This is a genomic window from Streptomyces atratus, from assembly GCF_014648655.1.
GTDB lineage: Bacteria > Actinomycetota > Actinomycetes > Streptomycetales > Streptomycetaceae > Streptomyces > Streptomyces atratus.
Window position 1 is genome coordinate 126,410 of the sequence record NZ_BMRN01000016.1, and the last position, 14,380, is coordinate 140,789.

A 14,380-nucleotide genomic window follows, 5' to 3' on the forward strand; every position below is an offset into this window, starting at 1 on the left:
AGCGGGCCGGTGAGCTTCGCGGTCGCCTCTGAAGACGGCTTGAAGTAGCGGCGCACACTCTCGGTCTTCTTGTGCCGGGACTTCGCCATCAGCATCAGCAACGACGCGCCCACGAGGGCAAACCGATCGCCGACGCACGTTAGGCCCTGCAGGGTCTAGCAGGTCTCCCGGTAGGGGATCTTCGGGAGATAGGCGTCCCACTGTTCCCTCCCGAGTCCGCCCCCGACTCGTTCGCACACCCGTCGCGCGGCCCGTTGCGGGTCGAGCACGCCGATTTCCCGGTGTATGCCGTTCGAGGTCGCGATCCGCAGAGTGTCGCTGTTGTCGGTGAATCCGAGCCCGAGGATTCGGCCCTCGTCGATCTGGATGAGCGTGCCCGGGGTGCCGGGCGAGGCGGTTTCCCAGACTCGTACGGAATCGTCTTGGGTTCCGACCGCAACGAACGCGCCGTCGGCCGAGAAGGCGACGGCCGGCGACTCGTGTCGCCCGTCGTGGTTCGACGGTGCGAGGATCGCGATCCGGTGTTGGCCGAGGCGGTCCCAGAACGTGACCCGGCCCTGAAGGGTGCTGACCGCCAGGTGGTTTCCGTCCCGGCTGAACCGCGCAGACTGCAGCGTGTCCTCGCCGTGCAGGCCGGTGAATTTGCGGCCGGTGTCCAGGTCGTATCGATCGCCGTTCGACGTGAGCAGAGCGGTCGCGTCCGGTGTCAGGAACGCGGAGAACGTCTCCGTCTGCTTGCGCAGGAGACGGTGTCTGGCCTGCTCGGAGGCCCGCCACACCTCGACGACGCTCGGGGCGTCGTTCTGCCCGCCGATCGGCCGGGAGGTGGCGAAAAGCAGGGACGCGCCGTCCGAGCCCACGGCGATGGTCCAGATCAGTTCCGGCACCTTGATTCGCGCGGTCTCGCGCCGGTGATCCACGTTCCACAGGCGAACTTCGGAGTCTCCGTATGCGACGGTACGGCCGTCCGGCGAGAAGGCGACGTGGGGTGCTGCATCCCCGCGTGCCCGGCCCGGAAGGAGGATCGTCCTGCCGCCTCGTTCGTGCAGCTGGAACTCCCAATCCTGGCCGTGTCGCTGTGTCGTCACGGCCGTGTGTCCGTCCGGGCTGAACTCGGCCTGTTGGTAGGGCTGCTCTTGCCGCCCCGATCCGGGAGTCTCCAGTACGGCGCGGACGTCGAGCGTCTTCACGGTGTTCGTTCCGCCGACGACGAAGCGCAGCACTCCGTCTGCCGGATTGATCCGTGGCTCGATGGCGTCGGACGCTTCCGGTGTGTAGGTCGTCAGTGGGTGGTTCGGGCGCGCGGTGTGCCACAGGGCGATGCCGCCTTGGAGGGTGACGGCGTATACCCCGTCGGTGCTGAACGACACCTCCGGCCTGTCCTTGCCACCCGTCTTGATCACAGGGCGCTCCCGGCCGTCCCGTACATCCCAGGTTCGGACTCCGCCTTCCACCCCGACGGCGACGGCGCGGCTGTCGGGCAAGAACATGAATCGGGCGCCGTTGTCGCACAGTTCGCGATCCGCCTCGCGGGTCCAGGGCGCGGGCAGCCGGCGCTTCGACTTGATGTCCCAGACAGACAGTCGGGCGCCCTCGTATGCGCAGGCGGCCAAGAGCTTCCCGTCCGGGCTCAGCCGGGCGATCGGGCCGTCACCCTGGCGTGCTCCCACCGTGAACACGACCCGGCCCGTCTCCACGTCCCACACCTGCACCCTGGCTCTGCTCTGCTCCCCGTCCTCGTCCTCGGTGATGAGGAGCCGCCCATCGGGGCCGAACTCGGCTTCTGGATGGTCCCCCTGAAGATCGCCGATTCGCTGCGACCGCTGCCCGTCGCGCAGGTCCCGCACAACGACGGTGCCCCGGCTGTCGAGGTACGCGACCTGCCCGGCGTCGCCGCTGACGGTGAGGACTGACGCGAAGGCGTCGCCTGGGATCTTGACCGCGCCGAGCGAGCGGCCGGTGCGTGCATCCCACTGATTCACGCGGTCCCTGCCGACCTTTGTCAGGATCCGGCCGTCCGAGCTGAGCCGGCCCTGCGATTGCAGGTCGCCCGTGCCGTCGCGCGGTGTGAACGACGACTGCTCGCGCTGGGCGGCGGCGCCTCGCACCGCCCCGCGGGTTTCCGGCAGGTCGGCAATCCGCCAGGAGGCCACACTCAATTGCATGGCCAGGTGCGGGTCTGATGCGCGCAGGGCTGTGGCGACACCGGCGATGCGGCGGGCCTCGGCCTCGTCGCGGCGGCGGTCGCTGATGCGGCTCTGCTGCCAGGCCGCCGTGCCCGCTACGGCTGCCAGGCAGGTCAGCAGGGCCAGGGCTGCGATCAGAGTGCGGCGTCGGCGGGCACCACGCATGCGTGTCCGAAGCGCCTGCTCGTGGGCGGTCAGGCTCGCGAGGTAAAAGTCGCCTTCCAGGGCCGTCAGCTCATCGGTAGCTCTCTCGTGCCCCCGCGCCGCCTTGTCCGGATCGCCGAACGCCTCACGGGCCGCCGAGAGTCGTACGCCCCGAAACAGCGCCCCGGGGTCCCGATCCAGCGCCTCCCACGCACGGGCCGCCTCCGTCAACGCCCGATGCAGGCGCAGCCGTTCTCGGTCGGCCTCGATCCAGCCGCGCAGCCGCGGCCAGGCAGTGAGCAGAGCTTCGTGGGCGAGGTCGACCGTGGCACCGTCGATGGTGAGCAATCGGGCCCGCACCAGTTCCTCCAGGACTGCCGACTCGGCGAGCGCCGGTGAAAGTTCGGAACGTTCCACGGGCCGGCGGGTGTCCTGTGTGCCATCACCCGGGGAAACCATACGCAGCAGCAGCCGGCGGGCAACCGCAGCCTGCTCGTCGGTGAATCGGGTGTACACCGCCTCGGCGGTGTGGGCGATCGCGCCGCGCACTCCACCGATCGCGTCGTACGCCTGCTCGGTGAGCGTCTTGCCACGGCGTCGGCGCCAGACTTCGAGGAGGGCGTGTGCCATCAGCGGCAGACCACCCGGCTGCCTTTCGACGTCGGCAACGATGCGGGCGGTCAACGCCCTCTCCACGATCAGATGGTCGCGCTGTGCCGGCCCGATGACGGCCTCCCTGAGCTGGGCGGACGTCATCGGGCCGACGAGGAGCGTGGCAGATCGTAAGGCGTCGGCGAGCGGACCGTGCTCGGCGCAGCGGCCGTAGAAGTCCGCGCGTACGGAGATGACAACGCGCAGTCGGCTCTCGCGGGCGCGGGCTGCGAGCAGCGCGTCGACGAACCGGGCGCGGGCGGAGTTGTCGTGGCAGAGCGTGAACAACTCCTCGAACTGGTCGATCAGGACGATCGTGTCGCCCTTTTGAGCAGCGACCGGTGCGAGCAGGGAGGGATCGGGGCGATCCGACGGGGTGATGACACGGACGACGGCGGGTCTGCGCCGCGGGTCCTCTTCGTCGCGCAGGGCTGGGACGAGCCCCGCGCGCAGCAGGGACGACTTGCCGCTTCCAGAGCCGCCCACCAGAGCGACGATGCGGTGGCGGGCGATGGAGGCAGCGAGTTCCGCAACAAGTTCGCCGCGCCCGAAATAGGTATCTCGGTCGTCGGGCTCAAACCGGGCCAGGCCCTTGTAGGGGGAGGCCGCCACCTCCTCCACGGCCTCGGCTTCCTCGGCAGCGTCCGCGGTTGCCTCGCGCCAACGCGGCCCCCAGTCGGCCTCGTCGCCACCGCAGGCCCGCACATAAGCAAGCAGCACGGGCAGAGTCGGCACTCGCTCACCGGAGGCGGCGGCGGACAGGGTCGGGGCCGAGAATCCGACGCGCTCGGCCATCGCCCGATATGTAGGCCCGCCCGCTTCCCCACGCAACTTCCGCAGCTCGTATGCGAGGCGTGGAGCGGCGCCCGCAGCCGGGTCGAGCGGCTTCTCCCGGCGCCCCATCGGTGGCTCCCCCCGTCGTGCGATGCGCGCCCCACAACCACCGGTCGCGTCCCCCGTCAGCCCCACGACCCTATCCGGCCGGCGTTACTGCTGTTCGGCGTCCTGTCGGGAATTGATTGGGCCCCGCAACGGGGACTGCGCATCAATTCCTCGGCGGCTGGACTCGACCTGTCCCACCCGTCGAGCCATGCCGGAGTCAGCCATCGCCACCGTCCAGCCCCGCACGCTCCTCGCACGGTCTCGCACCACGTCCGCCCCCCGTGCAACAGTGGCCCTCGGCCGGCGGTGCGTTGTCGTCGTGCCGGTGCTGCTCGCTCTCGTGCTGGGTCTATGGGGTCTGCGGCGCGATGGTGCCGTTTGGCATGACGAGGCCGTGACAATCGGGCTGGCGAGTCGCGATCTTCCCGATCTGTGGCAGACGTTAGGGCGCATCGACGCGGTGCACGGTCTCTACTACCTGCTGATGCACGGCCTGTTCGACGTCTTCGGTACGGACGTGGTCGTGCTGCGGCTGCCCTCGGTGCTCGCCGCGGCGGCGGCCGCGGGCGGTGTCGCGATGATTGGGCTTCACCTGGCAGGGCCGCGTGCCGGGCTGTGCGCGGGCATCGTGTTCGTCGTTCTGCCCGGGGTGCAGCGGTACGCGCAGGAGGGCCGCTCGTACGCGCTGGTGTGCGCCCTTGTCGTCTGGGCGACCTACGCCTTGGTGCGAGCGGTCGAGCGCGATCGGCGGGGCATGTGGGCGGCGTACACGGCGCTGCTGCTCACGGCCTGCTTGGTGCACGAGTTTGCGGTGCTCGCATTGGCCGCGCATGCCCTGGTGGTGCCGCGCGCGATGCGCCGGACCTTCGTGGCGGCGGCCGTGCGTGTCGTTGCGGGGCTCGCCCCGCTTGTGCTGGTGAGTATGCGGCAGTCCACCCAGGTGGGTTGGCTGGACGCCACGAAACCTGACGAGTACGCCCACTTCTCACTCATGGTCGGCGTGGCCCTGGCGGCAGTACGGATCGCCGTGGCGGGCCGGCGGACCCGCACCGCGTGCGAGCGCCGGCTGGTTGTCCTCGGTCTCGGTCTGTTCCTCGTGCCAACCGGACTCCTGATGCTCCTGGCCCTGGCCAAGCCTCTGTACCTGGACCGGTATGTGCTCTACGGTGTCGCGGGCCTCGCGCTGCTCCTCGGTGCCGCGTTCGACCAGGTGCTGCGGCGCGGGCGCAGGATCCGCGCGGGCGCGGTCGTCGCGGCCGTCATCGCCTGCGCGGCACTGGTGCCGACCGCCCTGGACCTGCGCACTCCCGCAAGCCGCTCGGACGACATGACCGCACTCGCCGCCGTTCTGCGCGAAACCGTCCGGCCCGACGACGGCTTGGTGTACCTGTCCGTGAAGCGAAGGGCCTGGGAACTTGCCGCGCCCAGGCCCGCCCCGGGGGTGGATCCGGCAAGGGCACGCGGCCCGCTCACTTCGCACAGCCTGTACGGCACCGAGGTGGCCCCCGACGAACTGCGCACTCGAATGCTCGCACGCCACCGGATCGTCGCCATCGCCTCGCCATCCGGCGTGACGGTAGAGGACAGTGCCATGGCCCGGGTGAAGCGTGACACGCTCGCTGACCACTTCGAGGCGTGCGGCAAGCAAACGGTCGACGGTTCGGTGATCACGGTGTACGCGCGCCCCGGCCGCTGCTGAGGCCGGGTCCGCGAGCATCTCGCGGATACCCGACCCGCCAAGACCCTCCCGTGGTCGGCAGAGCCCATGCCGGGGTGGGAAGGTGAGAAGCAGCTGCACTCCGAGTACCGGTCCGGCAAGGCAGACAGCCCCGGGTACACGGAGGAGCAGGCCGCAGAGGTCGCCCGCTTTCAGGCCCGGCTGCTGGAACTCAGCATCACCGTGTCCACGCACTCCTTCTGGGGCACTCTCGATGGACGTGTCGTCGAAGCGCGAATGGCACTCAAGCACGCCCACGAGCCAGAGGCGTCGTAGCCGTGCCCGACGGCGGCATATCTGGCCTGGACAAGAACCGCGCCCTGGCCGAGTGGCTGGAGTGGCAGCTTCGCCAGGTCAGGGGCCGGATCCGGGAGCTCGAAGACAAGGCGGAGCAAGAACGGCGTGCCCGGAAGCGGGCACGTGCCGAGCAGTCGTGGAAGATCCAGCCCCGGCGTTCGGGCGAGATGGCGATGCTGCACCGCGGAGGGTGTGGCTTGTACAGCGCCCAGCTCGGGTTTCTCGACCGGGAGGAAGCGATGATTGCTCTGGCTGAGCCTTCTCTGAACTATGTCGGACCGCGCCCTGGCAGTGACAGACTGGGCAACATGACCGCGCACCCCAGGGTCGGCTCCGTCTGGGCCTTTCGCTATCCAGGCGCCCGCAGGGCGACCACGAGTTCCAGGTGACCGGGGTGTTCACGACAGACGGTGTCACCTACATCGAGTCTGAGCGGCTCGACAGCGGCGCACACCGCAGGGAACGGCTTGATTACGCCCTTGACTACGCGGAGCCCGTCAGCACCGACTAGACAGGCACCCTTCACGGCGTAGACATCGTCGCTATCTGCTACCTCAAGCCCCATGACGGCACGCCGTGCTGATCGTGTGCTTACGGGCGGCCGACTGACGCCCTACCTGGACACGGCCTAGTCAGCTGGAAGTGGTGTTGCCCCCGCCTCTTGGAGGCCACGGGCACGTTGACGGTCTTGCCCGTGGCCTCCGTCGCCGGATACCTGCCGGACGGAGTTCCCTCGATGGTGGCCGCTGGTGCGTGCTGTGCGAGCAGCCCACGCCGATGCGCTCCCACTCCAAGGAGCCCATTCACAAGGCGTGCGCTGAGGACTGGATCGCCGCAAACCCAACCGAGGCCCGCCTCGGCAGGTTCGCCTCCGACGCCCAGCCCAGGAGCCGGCGCGACGACGACCACGCCTGACCCCCTCCACCTGGAGGCACCCCATAAGCAGCACCGACCGCGACGTCGACTACGCCCTCGCCTGCCCCGAGCCGCCCGCGTCCCCGCTCTGGCACCGCCACGGCGGCGTGAAGGTGCGGCCGCTCACCAACGCCCAGAAGAAGCGCAACCGCGAGCTCCTGCTGCTCGCGCAGCGCACCACCCGACCCCACTCCCCTCGCCCCACCGAGACCCTGGCGGAGGCCAGCTGATGAACCCCCAGACGCACCTCGTCATAGACGGCTGCGTCGACGCGATCCCGGCCCCCGGCTGGGGCACCGCCGTGTTCGACCTGATCCACTCCCCTGCCAACGCGGACCGGGTCGCACCCGACGCCCCCGACACGGTGTATGCCTGCACCACCGGAGACCCGCGCATCGCCGACGTGCTGCTGCGCGAGATCCAGCCCGGCAACCTCCTGCGCGTCACCGGCACCGTCATCCAGCCCGACGACCCCGACGCCCCGGCCCGGCTCACCGTCGACGCCCTGAAGGTCCTGGAGGCCGCACCGCTCCCCGTTACTGGTAACTGCGGCTAACGGAACCTGCGGAGTGCGGTCAGGAGTCGGCGGACACATGAACGTGGCTCTGACAAGATTTTCGTAGCCGCAGATCATCCCAGGGTGAGGGGCGGCCGGTCCGCGCATGCGCGGCACAGGGGCGATCCGTACGACGCGACGTGTTACTCAGGTGAGCAGGTGAGCTGGTATGCCTGGGCAGATTGCCCTCGATCAGACAATGACGCTCGTCGGCCGACACCGGGAGGAGGGAAACCTGCAGCTCACGGCTGCTCCCGCAGCACCTGCCGCTGCCGTTCCTGCTCGATGAGCGGCACGCCTTGTCACTTTCCGGTGAGTTGGGCCACGAGCTGCTCTCGCCAGCGGGGGTCACGGCGCTCGTGGACCACAACTCCGATGGCTTCCCGGAGGGGCAGGGAGAGCGCTTCGATGAAGGCTCGCGCCGTATTGGCGCGCTGCTGCCAGGCGAATATGTCGTGACCTCCGAGCAGGGGCTGACCGTTGTCGTCTCGGGGGCATCGTCGTACGGCGCCCGCCTCCGGAGGATCAGGCGCAGCCGTACTCCCAGGGGTGAAGTTTGATCGATTCCGTGTTCCTCGTCCCATTCGGCCCGATGTACCGCTTCAAGGATCTCCGGGTAGATGTCGAGGCCGTTGTCGGCTGCGGCACTGGCTAGTTGCGCTCCCAGTGTGGGGCGCAAGTATGCCTCCGGTGCTGTGGTTATGTATTCGGCGACCTCAGCCGGTGGGCGGGTTCTTCCGTGAGGTGCGGGCAGCAGCGGCAGCACATGGGCACTGGTGAGGTCGCCACTGAGGGCCTCTGATGGCAGGCCGATACCGAAGTGGTCGCGGACGACCTCGCACACCTGCTGCAGAGCTGAACGCTGCCGCGCGGGCTCCTGCTCGCTGGACGACCACACGGCCCGTCCGTCCGGCAGAAGCCGGCCTGCGGCTGCATCGTGCGCAGGCAGCGCGGGAAAGACCCCGAAGGGATCCGCCTCACCAGGCAGCTGGTAGGCACGCCGCGTGTCGTAAACCGTCACCAGTTGCCCGTCCTCGTAGAAGGACAGCCTGGTGAAGCCCGAGAAGGCCACTGACACGGCCTGACTGCCGTGGGACAAGCGACGCAAAACCTCGCCGCGAGCACCTTCCCCCACCCCTTCCTCGATTCCGAACGCCCACTGCCCACAGCTGCCGGCCCGAACCACCGGGAGGTAACCACTGGTCCACCGGGCAGCATCGTCGCGGGCCTCCGCGCGTGAACGAGGGCGCCACGTTTCATTCAGGGCGCCGAAACGACGCAAGAGCTCTGCCTCGTCCACGCCGTGTACGAAAGTGAGACAAAACGCGTGGTATCCACCGGCCCACCCATCCTCCACGATCGGCGGCACGTGGCCGTATTCAGGTTCGGGAACGGCGGGTGCAGAAGCCGCTGCCGCGAGCTCGAAGACAGACCGGAGGGCGGATGGCGGTTCCGGAGCCTCCTCCCACAGCAGAGCCCCCTGCCAGGCGACCGGCACGCATTTCCGCGGCCACCCCATGGCATGCCCGTGCTCGAGGCATTCCGCCAGCTCATGCAGGAACGCCGCAAGGGAGGCCCACTGCCCGAAGCTGGTCCCTTCTCCCTTGAAATGCCAACCTAACGCTCCGAACGTGGCACCGCTGCGGCAGTCGAGGGCCAGCCCGTCCGGAGTGACGTTCCGCTCCGCGAACATCAAAAACTCCGGGTTCCAGTATCCGCTCTCAATAATCTCGTGGTCCCTGCCCCACAACTGCTTGTACATCCGCCCCCGTTCCAGCAGACCCTCCAAGGACATCAGCACCTCCCCACCGGGGAACGCGAAGCCGCCGTCGCCTCGAGCGACACCGTCGTGACGCAGAAGAGACTCGACCAGATCTGCGGGAAACCGCATCCCCAACTCATCAGCCGCGGCGCTGATCGCGTCCGCGGAGGCAGGCTGACTCAGCGACGCGAACGTCCGCGGCGCATGCACAGCCAGCCACATCTCGATCCGCTGCCACGATTCACTCACAGGTCTCACTGTCATGAACGGATAGTCGCAGCCACCACTGACACGGCAGGCCCCCTCAGAAAACCGACTGACCGCAGGGCATCGCCCCGGCGGTGTGTCAGGCCGAGGCATGAGGTCCCGCCCCGACGGGCAGTGCGCACCGCAATCCAGCCCAGATCCACCGGGTTTGAGCTGGCGGAGGTCTTGAGGGGCTTTACACCGCTGGTTCCTCGCGTCCACCTTCCCGTCTCGCTTGCCGAACCCGCGTCATCCGGTAGTTTCGGTGCGTCCCGTCGTTGTCCGGGCTGCTCTCCATCAGTTCCGGCCGACTCGCCGGGCCCGGCTGCCCCCTGCTTCTGTCGTCCCGCTGCGACGGGACAACGGTGTGGGTCTCACACCCGCACGCGGATCACAGCGCCTCGTGGCGCACGGTCCTCCACCTCCACTCGAACCAACAGCGCCTCACGGCGCAAACGGAAAGTGAGCCAGAACCGCAAGACGTGAACGAAGCCACGCGCAGCAATGTCAGCGGCTTCCCTTAGGTTCGTCCCATGAGTTCTTCTCTGAGCGTCTACCTGCTCGACGTGGCCGCTACGCGTGCCTTGGTCGGATCCCGTGATGACCAGTTGCTGGAGGTGATCCGCAACAGCTTCGGGGACGACCTGGCACGCGACGACGACTATTTCAGCCACGCAATCGAGGAAGGTGCCCCTACGGCCTACGAGGCACTGCGCGCGGTCATCAACGGCGGACCCTTCGGCGAGAACAAGGACCACGCCTTCCAGTACGGCTACGCCTACAAGCGGCTGTGCTCGCTCACCGGCTCGTTCCTGGACAACAACTGTTTTACGCCGCACCGGGGTGACTGGCTGTCGGTGGTCGACGAGGGCCTGAATGCTCTGGATGTCACCGCCGTGTCTGTCGAGGACTTCAGCTACAGCGACCTGCCCGGTCCTCTGCCGTACACATACATGCCGGGCTGCGGCGAGTGGACGCCCGATCACATTGCACAGGCGCTGGAGCAGTTCGAGGCCACCAAGCGGGCGGTCGACGAGTCGGGCCAGGCGCCACCGCTGGAGCCTGAAGTCATGGAGGCCGTTATGCAGTGTCTCGGCTGGATGCGGCACGCGGCGGAACGGCCGGGCTTTGGCGTTATCGGCTTCCGTTCCTGAAGTCCCGGACGGGGCACCGGGCTTCCCGTGCCACGGCTCCCCACGCCTCGCGGGTTCGTTGCTCTTCTTGAGCGGCTTGGCCCCGACGGGCAAGGGCGACGTCGTCGGTGCGATCGGCTGCAGTGCCATGGTGCTGACCGCACTGGTACCCGTCCTCGGCGGCAGCCACCCGAACCGCAGACTCCCGCGCCGCCCGGGGGCGGAGCGCCGTCGATACCGGCGCCACCCGCTCCCGGCCCGTGAGCCGGTGCCGGCACCCTGGAGCACGGCGCGGGGAGATTTCCTACTACATCGCCTACTGCCCCGCGGACACCACGCTCGATCAGCTGATCCGCATCGCCGGCAGCCGCTGGGCTGTCGAGGAGTGTTTCGTGCGACACGAGGCTGCTTGAGCTGAGTGAACTCACTGAGGTTTTCTCACTGAAGATCACTTCCAGTGGCAGTTGAGAGCGATGGCTTTGAGACCGCCGTGGAGTTTCCGGGCGGACGGGTCGAGAATCCCGTTGAGATCCCCAAGGACCAGCTGGGCAAGGCGGCCGAAGCGCGCCTCGGCGATGCCCGGTTCGTCCTCGACGAGCGGATGGCCGGCCCAATATCCTGCGCGAAGTATGGACTGGAGGTTCCGGTCCGCGGCGGAGGCCCAACACTAATGATCACCGGAGTCACCAGGGAGCCCGCAGCGTGACCGGCACCACGGAGGCCCTTAGCGGGTCGGCTGCAGTCGACAATGCAGCACGAAGTGTCACGCGCCCGTTCTACGTATACGCCGTGCTCGCCAACACCCTGTTCCAGCGCGGCGTATTCGTCCTCTTCCTTCAGCAGCGAGGCTTCTCCGCCGGGCAAGTGGCCCTACTGCAGACACTGCTCTACCTGGTCAGCGGACTTGCGGAGTTGCCGACGGGGGTCATCGCCGACCGAATCGGCAGGCGTGCCAGCATCGTGATCGGCCAGATGCTGATAGCTGGATGTCTGCTCGGCCAGGGGACGTTCTCCAACTACTGGGTGTTCCTGGCGCTGTTCATCGGGCAGGGCGTGGGCATGGCATGTGTGTCCGGCTCGGACACCGCCCTGCTGTACGACCTGCTCGTGCGTCGTGGTGCAACGGCCAACTACGTCAAGATCAAGTCCCGGTTCACCATGCTCGGGACGGTCACCTCGGGAGCCGCCATCGTCCTCGGCGGCCAACTGCAGCAGATCTCCTGGGGAGTCGTCTACGTCGGTTCGGCGGTGTGCCTCGCCCTAGCCGTGGTGGTGCTGATGTCACGGGTGCCCGAGATCCGCGGCGCGGACGCGGTGGACGAGCAGGACGGAGCCGAGGAGCACGGCGACGCCACAGCATGGCGGGCGATGCTTCGGGTCGCCACGCCGGCGCTCGTGACGCTTGTCGTGGTGTCCGGATTGATGCATGCGACTTTGACGCCGTACATCATCTTTGCGCAGAAGACCCTCTCCGATCAGGGAGCGGGCACCGCATTGGTCAGCGTGGTCATATCGGCGGGATTCTTCGCTGGCGGGCTCACTCCGCTGCTGTCGGACCGCGCGGACCGGCGCATCGGGTATCGGGTCATAGTCCCGGTGGCCCTCCTGACGCTCGCCGCGGCACTCGGCCTGAGCGGCCTCGGCCTTGTCTGGGTCACCATCGCCGCGTTCCTGGCCCTGGTCGGGATTCCCGAGATCACCGCCGTGATCGTGGACAACGTGTTCAACGAGGCCGTGCCGTCGCGCCACCGGGCGAGCCTGCTGTCGATGATCGCATTCGTGGAGTCGGCGCTCATCGGCATCGGCTATCTCGTCCTCGGCGCGCTCATGGACGGGCTGGGCTCCGGTGTGGGCATGGCCACCTACGCCGCGGTCCCCCTGCTGGCTTGTCTCCTGTGGCTCCCGGTGCTCTTCCGAGGGGCACGGGTGACCACCGAGATCGAGAAGCCCGCCGACCAAAAGGCATCCTGAAACAGACCATCTCGAGCAACGCCCTGCCCGATGGCAGAGGCGCGGCGCGGATAAGGTCATGGCGGTCGGACCAGCGCCGGTAGAGCACTGGGCGGCTGGTTCCGGCCGCCGTACGACAGCGTCCATGGTGAACGTGGCTGTTCAAGCAGACCCTGGGCTGGACCTGCCCGAAGATCCGCACCCCCGAAGCAGCCGACCGCTGGACCTGGCTGATCCTCGCCGTGTTCACCCAACTACGTCTGGCCCGCCCGCTGGCGGCCGACCTGCGACGGCCGTGGGAAAGACCGAGCCCGCCCGACAAGCTCACTCCCGCCCGAGTCCGCCGCGATTTCCGGCACCTCCGCCCGAAGGCGGCCTGTCCTGCCAGAGCACCGAAATCCTCCCGCCCCGGCCCAGGACGGCCATCCGGTCGCAAGAACACCTGGCCCACACCACGCTACGACGTGCACACAGTCGGCAAACCGGGCCCCGCAAAACGACGGACGAAGAAGTCAACAACCCCGCGTCCGCGCCGCACAGGTTAAAGATCAAGCTAGGGCCGGTTCAGATAGGCGAGCCCGGGATGGGCCTTTGTGTACCCGTCGAGGAGACGTCCGGCCACGGTCACCGAGTCGACCAGCGGGTGCAACGCGAAGGCCTTCACGGCGGCCGCCCGTGAGCCGCTCTCCGCCGCATCCAGTACCGCGCGCTCGACGGCCTTGACCGCGGTGACCAGTCCGACGGCGTGGTACGGAAGCGGATCGACGGCGACGGGACGGGCGCCGTTCGCGTCGACCAGGCACGGCACCTCGATGACGGCGTCCGCGTCGAGTACGGAAAGTGTCGTGCGGTTGCGGACGTTGAGGATGAGCGAGGTCCGTTCGTTGCGGGCGACGGCCCGCATGAGGGCGAGCGCCACCTTCTCGTAGCCGCCGGACTCCAGATCGCTCTCGTCCCGCTCGCCGACTCCGGCGACCTCGCGGTTCTCCGACATATAGGTGGCTTCGCGTTCGGCGCGGGTCCGGTCCCAGGCCGGCAGCGCGGGGGCGGCCGGGTCCTTCACCCGGGCGTAGAAACCCGCCTGCTGCTCACGGAGAAAGGCTCCCCGGGTCTGCTCGGCGTCCTGGTAGGCGCGTACGGCTTCCCGGTTGAAGTAGTAGTAGTGCAGATACTCGTTGGGGACGGCACCCAGCGACTGCAGCCAGTCGACGCCGAAGAGTCTGCCTTCCTCGAAGGAGCCGAGGAGGTCCGGGTCCGCCAGCAGCCGCGGGAGTTCGTCGCGGCCGTCGACATGCAGTGCGCGGACCCAGCCGAGATGGTTGAGGCCGACATAGTCGATCCGGGCCCGGTCGGGGTCGGAGCCGAGCACCCGGGCGATTCGGCGGCCGAGGCCGACCGGGGAGTCGCAGATGCCGATGACCCGGTCGCCCAGGTGACGAGACATGGCCTCGGTGACCAGGCCGGCCGGGTTGGTGAAGTTGATGACCCAGGCGTTCGGGGCGAGCCGCGCGATGCGCTTCGCGAGGTCGACCGCGACGGGCACGGTGCGCAGCCCGTACGCGATGCCGCCCGCCCCGACCGTCTCCTGGCCGAGTACACCTTCGTCGAGGGCGACCCGTTCATCGGCGGCCCGTCCTTCGAGGCCGCCGACGCGGATCGCCGAGAAGACGAAGTCGGCGCCCCTCAGCGCCTCGTCGAGCGCGGTGGTGGCGGTGACGGCGGGCGCGTCCGGAACGTTCGCGGCCTGTTCGCGGAGCACCCGGGCGATGGCGGTGAGCCGGTCGGCGTCTGTGTCGTAGAGGGTGACTGCGGACACGCGGCCCTCGGCGTGATCGGCGAGCAGCGCCCCGTACACGAGTGGAACCCGGAATCCGCCGCCGCCCAGAATTGTCAGCTTCACGCTTCCGCATGGTACGTGGGCGGGCCCGGACGGGGCCCGAG

The 14,380-nt window shown here is 68.5% G+C and carries 11 protein-coding genes and 2 pseudogenes; 10 read left to right on the forward strand and 3 right to left on the reverse strand.

Translation table 11 applies throughout. The annotated features are described in order from the left end of the window. Positions 1 to 155 precede the first annotated feature (155 nt). Positions 156 to 3,776 carry a WD40 repeat domain-containing protein gene (locus IEZ15_RS24830; RefSeq protein WP_189279420.1) on the reverse strand — a complete coding sequence of 1,207 codons (3,621 nt, stop codon included), beginning with the start codon at positions 3,774 to 3,776 and terminating at the stop codon, positions 156 to 158. A 481-nt stretch (positions 3,777 to 4,257) separates the two neighbouring features. On the opposite strand from IEZ15_RS24830, the gene IEZ15_RS24835 reads away from it, so the two are divergent. The 6 genes and pseudogenes from IEZ15_RS24835 (at position 4,258) to IEZ15_RS24860 (ending at position 7,348) form a co-directional block, all read left to right on the forward strand. Beyond that, positions 4,258 to 5,562: a glycosyltransferase family 39 protein gene (locus tag IEZ15_RS24835; RefSeq protein ID WP_229846096.1), complete on the forward strand. Its 1,305-nt coding sequence runs from the start codon at positions 4,258 to 4,260 to the stop codon at positions 5,560 to 5,562. Positions 5,563 to 5,580: 18 nt separating this feature from the next. Further along, positions 5,581 to 5,856 (forward strand): annotated as a pseudogene (locus IEZ15_RS24840) (DUF8825 domain-containing protein); the annotation flags it as partial. A gap of 2 nt (positions 5,857 to 5,858) precedes the next feature. Next, positions 5,859 to 6,266 (forward strand): DUF6233 domain-containing protein, encoded by a 408-nt coding sequence (locus tag IEZ15_RS44995; RefSeq protein WP_229846098.1) that lies wholly within the window; start codon positions 5,859 to 5,861, stop codon positions 6,264 to 6,266. Positions 6,267 to 6,630: 364 nt separating this feature from the next. Then, positions 6,631 to 6,792 (forward strand): hypothetical protein, encoded by a 162-nt coding sequence (locus tag IEZ15_RS24850; protein ID WP_229846099.1) that lies wholly within the window; start codon positions 6,631 to 6,633, stop codon positions 6,790 to 6,792. 107 nt (positions 6,793 to 6,899) lie between these two features. Further along, the gene (locus IEZ15_RS46450; protein ID WP_268250419.1) at positions 6,900 to 7,022 is read left to right on the forward strand and encodes a hypothetical protein; all 123 of its coding nucleotides are present in this window, start codon (positions 6,900 to 6,902) and stop codon (positions 7,020 to 7,022) included. Beyond that, positions 7,022 to 7,348: a hypothetical protein gene (locus IEZ15_RS24860; RefSeq protein ID WP_189279422.1), complete on the forward strand. Its 327-nt coding sequence runs from the start codon at positions 7,022 to 7,024 to the stop codon at positions 7,346 to 7,348. Before IEZ15_RS46450 ends, IEZ15_RS24860 begins: the two co-directional genes overlap by 1 nt. A gap of 19 nt (positions 7,349 to 7,367) precedes the next feature. Here IEZ15_RS24860 and IEZ15_RS24865 read toward each other — a convergent pair whose 3' ends face one another. Beyond that, positions 7,368 to 9,359 (reverse strand): SMI1/KNR4 family protein, encoded by a 1,992-nt coding sequence (locus tag IEZ15_RS24865; RefSeq protein ID WP_189279423.1) that lies wholly within the window; start codon positions 9,357 to 9,359, stop codon positions 7,368 to 7,370. 530 nt (positions 9,360 to 9,889) lie between these two features. On the opposite strand from IEZ15_RS24865, the gene IEZ15_RS24870 reads away from it, so the two are divergent. From IEZ15_RS24870 to IEZ15_RS45000, 4 genes and pseudogenes are all read left to right on the forward strand, one after another. Continuing rightward, positions 9,890 to 10,510 carry a DUF7691 family protein gene (locus IEZ15_RS24870; protein ID WP_189279424.1) on the forward strand — a complete coding sequence of 207 codons (621 nt, stop codon included), beginning with the start codon at positions 9,890 to 9,892 and terminating at the stop codon, positions 10,508 to 10,510. Between the two features lie 436 nt (positions 10,511 to 10,946). Further along, positions 10,947 to 11,195 carry a hypothetical protein gene (locus tag IEZ15_RS24875; protein ID WP_189279425.1) on the forward strand — a complete coding sequence of 83 codons (249 nt, stop codon included), beginning with the start codon at positions 10,947 to 10,949 and terminating at the stop codon, positions 11,193 to 11,195. After that, positions 11,192 to 12,460 carry an MFS transporter gene (locus IEZ15_RS24880; RefSeq protein WP_189279426.1) on the forward strand — a complete coding sequence of 423 codons (1,269 nt, stop codon included), beginning with the start codon at positions 11,192 to 11,194 and terminating at the stop codon, positions 12,458 to 12,460. The genes IEZ15_RS24875 and IEZ15_RS24880 overlap by 4 nt, the downstream gene beginning before the upstream one ends. A 137-nt stretch (positions 12,461 to 12,597) precedes the next feature. After that, positions 12,598 to 12,984 (forward strand): annotated as a pseudogene (locus IEZ15_RS45000) (NF041680 family putative transposase); the annotation flags it as partial. Between the two features lie 8 nt (positions 12,985 to 12,992). On the opposite strand, the gene IEZ15_RS24885 reads toward IEZ15_RS45000, so the two are convergent. Continuing rightward, a complete protein-coding gene (locus IEZ15_RS24885; protein WP_189279427.1) occupies positions 12,993 to 14,339 on the reverse strand; it encodes a 6-phospho-beta-glucosidase in 1,347 nt (448 codons plus the stop codon). Between the last annotated feature and the right edge of the window lie 41 nt (positions 14,340 to 14,380).

Bases quoted from the DNA above. Each gene is read 5' to 3' on its own strand.
- IEZ15_RS24870 (WP_189279424.1), top strand. From the start codon at position 9,890: ATGAGTTCTTCTCTGAGCGTCTACCTGCTCGACGTGGCCGCTACGCGT.
- IEZ15_RS24860 (WP_189279422.1), top strand. From the start codon at position 7,022: ATGAACCCCCAGACGCACCTCGTCATAGACGGCTGCGTCGACGCGATC.
- IEZ15_RS24830 (WP_189279420.1), bottom strand. From the start codon at position 3,776: ATGGCCGAGCGCGTCGGATTCTCGGCCCCGACCCTGTCCGCCGCCGCC.